General features: G+C 38.6%; 6 protein-coding genes. 2 read left to right on the forward strand and 4 right to left on the reverse strand.

The features are described 5' to 3' along the window. Positions 1 to 198: 198 nt before the first annotated feature. The gene (locus Q1553_RS08485; RefSeq protein WP_115550974.1) at positions 199 to 297 is read right to left on the reverse strand and encodes a DUF1919 domain-containing protein; all 99 of its coding nucleotides are present in this window, start codon (positions 295 to 297) and stop codon (positions 199 to 201) included. 332 nt (positions 298 to 629) lie between these two features. On the opposite strand from Q1553_RS08485, the gene Q1553_RS06805 reads away from it, so the two are divergent. Continuing rightward, positions 630 to 1,100, forward strand: coding sequence for a type II secretion system protein (locus Q1553_RS06805; RefSeq protein ID WP_300668457.1), 471 nt, complete (start codon positions 630 to 632; stop codon positions 1,098 to 1,100). Further along, positions 1,100 to 1,486 (forward strand): prepilin-type N-terminal cleavage/methylation domain-containing protein, encoded by a 387-nt coding sequence (locus tag Q1553_RS06810; protein WP_115550976.1) that lies wholly within the window; start codon positions 1,100 to 1,102, stop codon positions 1,484 to 1,486. Before Q1553_RS06805 ends, Q1553_RS06810 begins: the two co-directional genes overlap by 1 nt. A gap of 11 nt (positions 1,487 to 1,497) precedes the next feature. Here the strand turns inward: Q1553_RS06810 and Q1553_RS06815 are convergent, their stop codons facing one another. From Q1553_RS06815 to Q1553_RS06825, 3 genes are all read right to left on the reverse strand, one after another. After that, positions 1,498 to 2,079, reverse strand: a complete 582-nt coding sequence (locus Q1553_RS06815) for a UbiX family flavin prenyltransferase (RefSeq protein WP_297579313.1) — start codon at positions 2,077 to 2,079, stop codon at positions 1,498 to 1,500. Then, complete coding sequence (flgA, locus tag Q1553_RS06820) at positions 2,076 to 2,984, reverse strand: flagellar basal body P-ring formation chaperone FlgA (protein ID WP_115550978.1); 909 nt, start codon at positions 2,982 to 2,984, stop codon at positions 2,076 to 2,078. The genes Q1553_RS06815 and flgA overlap by 4 nt, the downstream gene beginning before the upstream one ends. Further along, on the reverse strand, positions 2,975 to 5,020 hold a 2,046-nt coding region (locus tag Q1553_RS06825; RefSeq protein ID WP_300842847.1), incomplete at its 5' end, for a heavy metal translocating P-type ATPase. The genes flgA and Q1553_RS06825, both read right to left, overlap by 10 nt.

Here is a 5,020-nt window from a genome sequence, read left to right on the forward strand (position 1 = left end):
ACTTTTAGAGTTTAGAATCATTGCAGAACCTAGTTTGTAGGCGAGGTGGGAGTGGATTCTATGGACTGCTGCGTTGAAGTTTGTAATAAAGTGAATGTTGGATTGACTTTTAGTTGCTTTATTTTGATGATACCAAGACAAAAAATCAAAAATCTCATAATATTTAATATTTCTAGTATTTTTAGATAGATGTTGATACTAATTGAATCCTTTTTTACGTTGCAACCATTTCTCTTTTGCTAAACTAAAACTCTTGTAATGCTGCAAAAATAATATTATATCTCCCAATAGAGCCACAGGAAAGTTTTAAGACAAAATTTTATAAAATCCATTGACACCATTTATAAATTAATGGTAGGGCTTTGGTATTGAGTGTTATAATCCCTAATATATAAAAGTTCCTATACAATTATTTGTTATCAAAAAACAATTCATTTATTTATCCCTCCAAAAATCTTAAACAAAATAAAATTTCTTATGTCTAGCAAAAAAATAAAACTTTACCCTATTAATTATAGGGGGGAAATTAATCAAATTTTTCACAACCCTTTACAAACCGCTCAAAAACAGCTACAATGCAGGCTTTAACAAAAATCTAAGAAGATTTCGCACTTGATAAGGAAAGAGGTATGCAGAGCAAAAAAGCTTTTACCATGCTAGAGCTTGTATTTATTTTGGTGATTTTAGGCATTTTGGCTGCTGTTGCGATTCCAAAAATTTCTGCAAGCCGTGATGACGCGAAGCTTGTCGCCCTCAAAAGCGATATTAACACGCTCAAGACTTCCTTTCCTGCTTATTTCCTTGCACAAGGAGAAGGGACTTTTATTAGCGCGGTTACGCTTAGTAGCGCAAATTGGAATCTCAACGACTATACAATCACAAGCAAACTACAAGACAAGAATGGCAATCCTTGTGTTAGTGCGACCTTGTTAGATCCCAATCACTCCACCGCAAGCACACCAAAATCCGTGCAATTTTTGCAACTTTCTACGCAAGCAAGCGGAAATTCTCAAGGCGACACTTGCGAAAAACTTATTGAAAGCATTCATCTTGTGCGAGAGCTTAAGATTCCATTACTTAGCAGCTCTATCGTATTTTAATGACATCAAAACACAAATCTGCCTTTACTTTATTGGAATTGGTGCTTGTGCTATCTCTACTTGGCATTCTACTTAGCTTTGGGATTCCACAATTTAGCCATTACACCCAAAACGCTTGTATCAAAAAATTGCAGCTCCAAGTCTTGAATCTCAAACTAACCCTTAAAGCACAAAAACAACAAAATCTTGCGACAGATTGGAATGCACTCTATCAAAACCTTGATTTGAAACCCAGCACGTGTTATTTTGAAAAGCAAAAAAATGGCTTTATCGCAAATGACAATGGGCGCAAGGCATATTTTGTGTTAAAAAATCTCATTTTAGAATGCCAACACACCAAAAGTGCGCGACTGCATAATGGCGAATCTCTCTGCGATATATTTTAAAAGCGGTTAATTTAGCCCCAACGAGCGTAATCAAAAGGCAATGAGAGACTATCGCACCATTTACCAATGAGAAATCTTTCCATTTCCTCTAAGCTTTTTCCTGCATAATATCCAAAAATCGGCGGAGCAATTCGCACACCAATCCTAGAGAGATTCAGCATATTTTCTAACACAATCGGACTAAAAGGCATTTCGCGAGGAGCAAGAAGTAATTTGCGATTCTCCTTTATCATCACATTTGCCGCACGCGTTAGAAGTGTATCGCAAATCCCACAAGCAATCTTTGCCAAAGTATTTTGAGAACACGGAATCACTGCCATTGCCTCACAAATAAACGAACCACTCGCAATTTTTGCACCCAAATCCGTATCTTCTAGTAAAACAAGATTTGGAATCTCCTGCAAGGATTCTATCCAATCCCACTTAGCTTGAGGGATTGTGGAATCTTTTTGGGAATTTTCTGCCTGCAATGTATATCTTGCACCTTGTGTGAGGACGCAGTATTTTTCTAACTCTTTTGGCAAACACTGCAAGAATCTCAAACCAAGCTCCACCCCGCTTGCACCGCTAACTCCAACGATTATACGCTTCATAATAATCTCCCCCTTCCCTCTTCTATGATTTCTACCTCATAGGTTTTTTTGCCTTGCAATGCACGCGCCTTAATCGTATCCCCCACCGCGCCATCTTTTTGCGCTTCTAACACAAATTCTAGCAACACGCCCTCCTCACTGACGCTCACCGCAATTTTATCGCCTTTTTTCACGACACGCTTAAGGATTAAGCGGTCTTGTGTAACAATCACATCTTTGGGCGTGTAAGAACGCACGGCAACTTTTCCCATTTCATTTTCTTTCATCAATATGCTACTTACACGTTCAAAAGGAATCCGAATAAGGCGTGCGTTATTGTAGCCAATACTCTGACGACCGCTGATAGTTTCACTCGTCTGCACGACCTGCAAAGTTGCGTCAATAGCATACTTAAAATAAACCTTACGATTCCTTAATTGTTCTCCATTCTTTTCTTGCACCACGACATCAAAGCTTCCCTCGCGTTTTTTAAGTAATTTAGAGTGAAAATCAATGGACAAAATCGCATCTTCTTTAAAATCCACAGGCGTAATTTGCTCTAAATGCACAGCATTTACCTGAATCTTATAGGGCTGATATTCGCGCAAAAACTCAGCTAAAATATACTTCCTAATCCCCTCAATCTCGCCCCTTATGGCACGCTTAAAGGTAATAATTGGGGATTTTGCACCCACAGAGATTCCCTCATTTGCAAATTTTTCTGTCATTTGAGAACTTTTGATTTGGTAACTATTAGAATTTTTAGGAATGCTAAAGAGCAAAAAATTGCTTTGCAAATCCGGAAATAAATCTCTAGCATAGATGGAATTTTCTTTAAACTGATATTCTTCTTCCAATACCAAATAAGAAAGTGCATATAACGCATTTGAGACAATCAAAAATAAAATTCCAAATATTAAACGCAATTTTCCAACCTTAAACGCGAGATTCTTAGCGCATTGCTTACAACGCTCAAAGAGCTAAACGCCATAGCCGCTCCAGCAAAAGCGGGTTGCAATACGATTCCAAAATGCGGATAAAGTACACCTGCTGCAATAGGAATCAGCACAATATTATACACATAGGCGAAAAACAAATTTTCACGAATGTTTTTCAAAGTCGCATTGGCAATATCAAACACTTCCACGATTCCCCATAAATTTTCTTTCAACAACAAAACATCGCCCACTTCTTGTGCCAATTCTGTGGCTTGCACAAAGGAGATTCCAAAGCTTGCACTTTTAAGTGCAAGTGCGTCATTAATCCCATCTCCGACGAAACAAACCGCGCCCTTTTGTGCGAGTTCCACAATCACATTTGCCTTTTCTTCAGGATTGACACCCGCAAAAAATTTTGAGATTCCAAGCGTTTGAGCAATTTTTGCAACACTTGCTTCATTGTCTCCACTTAAAATCACAGATTCTATTCCGCGTAATCTTAAAGCCTTAATCGTGGCTTTTGCATTTTCCTTAATGGAATCTTGCAAATAAAACAAAGCTAAAATCTCCTTTGAATTCCCAAGTGCAATACAATTTTCACGAGGAAAATCTCGTAATGTTGTTTTGCATAAGGATTCTACCCATTCTAATGAGCCCAAAGAATAAGACATTCCTTCAAAAACCGCCTGCACCCCTTTGCCAATCTCATAGGTTTTAGATTCCAAAGGAATTGGGGTAGAATCTTTGGCAAAATCCAAAATTGCCCGCGCAATAGGGTGAGGATTATTCTTTTGCATTGCGCAAGCAAGGCTAGAAACAAAATCATAAGAGAGAGTTTGAGATAAAATCTTGCAATCACAAATCACAATCTCTCCCTTGGTGAGTGTGCCTGTTTTGTCAAACACAATCGTTTTTACTTGTTTTGCCTTTTCATAAATATCTGGCGTTTTAATCAAAATCTCTGCTTTTTTTGCACGCATACTTGCACAAACAATCGCCAAAGGCACAGCGAGCCCAAGTGCGCAAGGACAAGAGATAACAAGCACGCAAGCGGCAATAGATAGTGCGAAAGCAAGATTACTCGTCCAAAAATACCAAAAAACAAAGCAAATAAGGCTAAGAATCACGATACTTGGCACAAAAATGCTAGCAATTCTGTCTGCAAGTGCGCCAATAGGAGGCTTTTGCGCTTGTGAAAGCTCTAGTAAATCCAACATTTCATAAACAAAAAATTCATTAGAATCCTTGCTTGCTTCAATCACAATTTCGCCATTTAAAACTAAACTCCCGCCAATTACCTCCGCGCCTGCACCCAATGTTTTTGGTAACTCTTCGCCATTAATATGCGCACTGCTCACTTCTGCCTCCCCAGAGACTACTATGCCATCTAATGGAATCTTCTCACCACCTATAACCAAACATTGATTGCCCTTTTGAATCTTATCTATTGCAATCCATTGTGTCTGTTGCGATTCGTTTAGCAACCTTGCTTGCGTAGGCAAAAGTTTAGAGAGAATCTCTAGCTCATCACTTGCTTTTTTCTTTGCGCTTGATTTTAAGTATTCGCCCACCAACACAAAACAAATTACTGCACTACTGCCCTCAAAATAAAATCCACTCTCGCCACTTGCAAAAAGATACAGCGAATAAAGATAAGCCACGCTTGTGCCAAGTGCGATGAGGACATTCATATCTGCCGATTTTGTTTTAAAAAAGCTTTTTGCCCCTTGATAAAAAGGCAATCCGCAATAAAACTGCACAATGCTTGCTAGAATTAGCTGAACAACTCCGCTCCAATCAGTGTGGAATCCACCCATATGCAGAGAAAAAATCACCGCAAACAAGGGGATTGCTACCCATAATCTCCGCTTTAACCCCTTAATATAAGCGATTTCTTGCTCTTTAGAATCATCTAGGTTCGCAGGAAATCCATAAGAAGTAATTTGTTCAGTAATTTGCGTTTCTGAAATTTGCGTTTCATCATACGCAATTTTTGCCTTTCCGCTGATAGAATTAATCTTGAT

The sequence above is a fragment of the Helicobacter sp. UBA3407 genome, assembly GCF_949747025.1.
Classification (GTDB): Bacteria; Campylobacterota; Campylobacteria; order Campylobacterales; family Helicobacteraceae; genus Helicobacter_D; species Helicobacter_D ganmani.

Coding starts and splice junctions, on each gene's coding strand:
- Q1553_RS06805 (WP_300668457.1), top strand. CDS start 630: ATGCAGAGCAAAAAAGCTTTTACCATGCTAGAGCTTGTATTTATTTTG.
- Q1553_RS06810 (WP_115550976.1), top strand. CDS start 1,100: ATGACATCAAAACACAAATCTGCCTTTACTTTATTGGAATTGGTGCTT.
- Q1553_RS06815 (WP_297579313.1), bottom strand. CDS start 2,079: ATGAAGCGTATAATCGTTGGAGTTAGCGGTGCAAGCGGGGTGGAGCTT.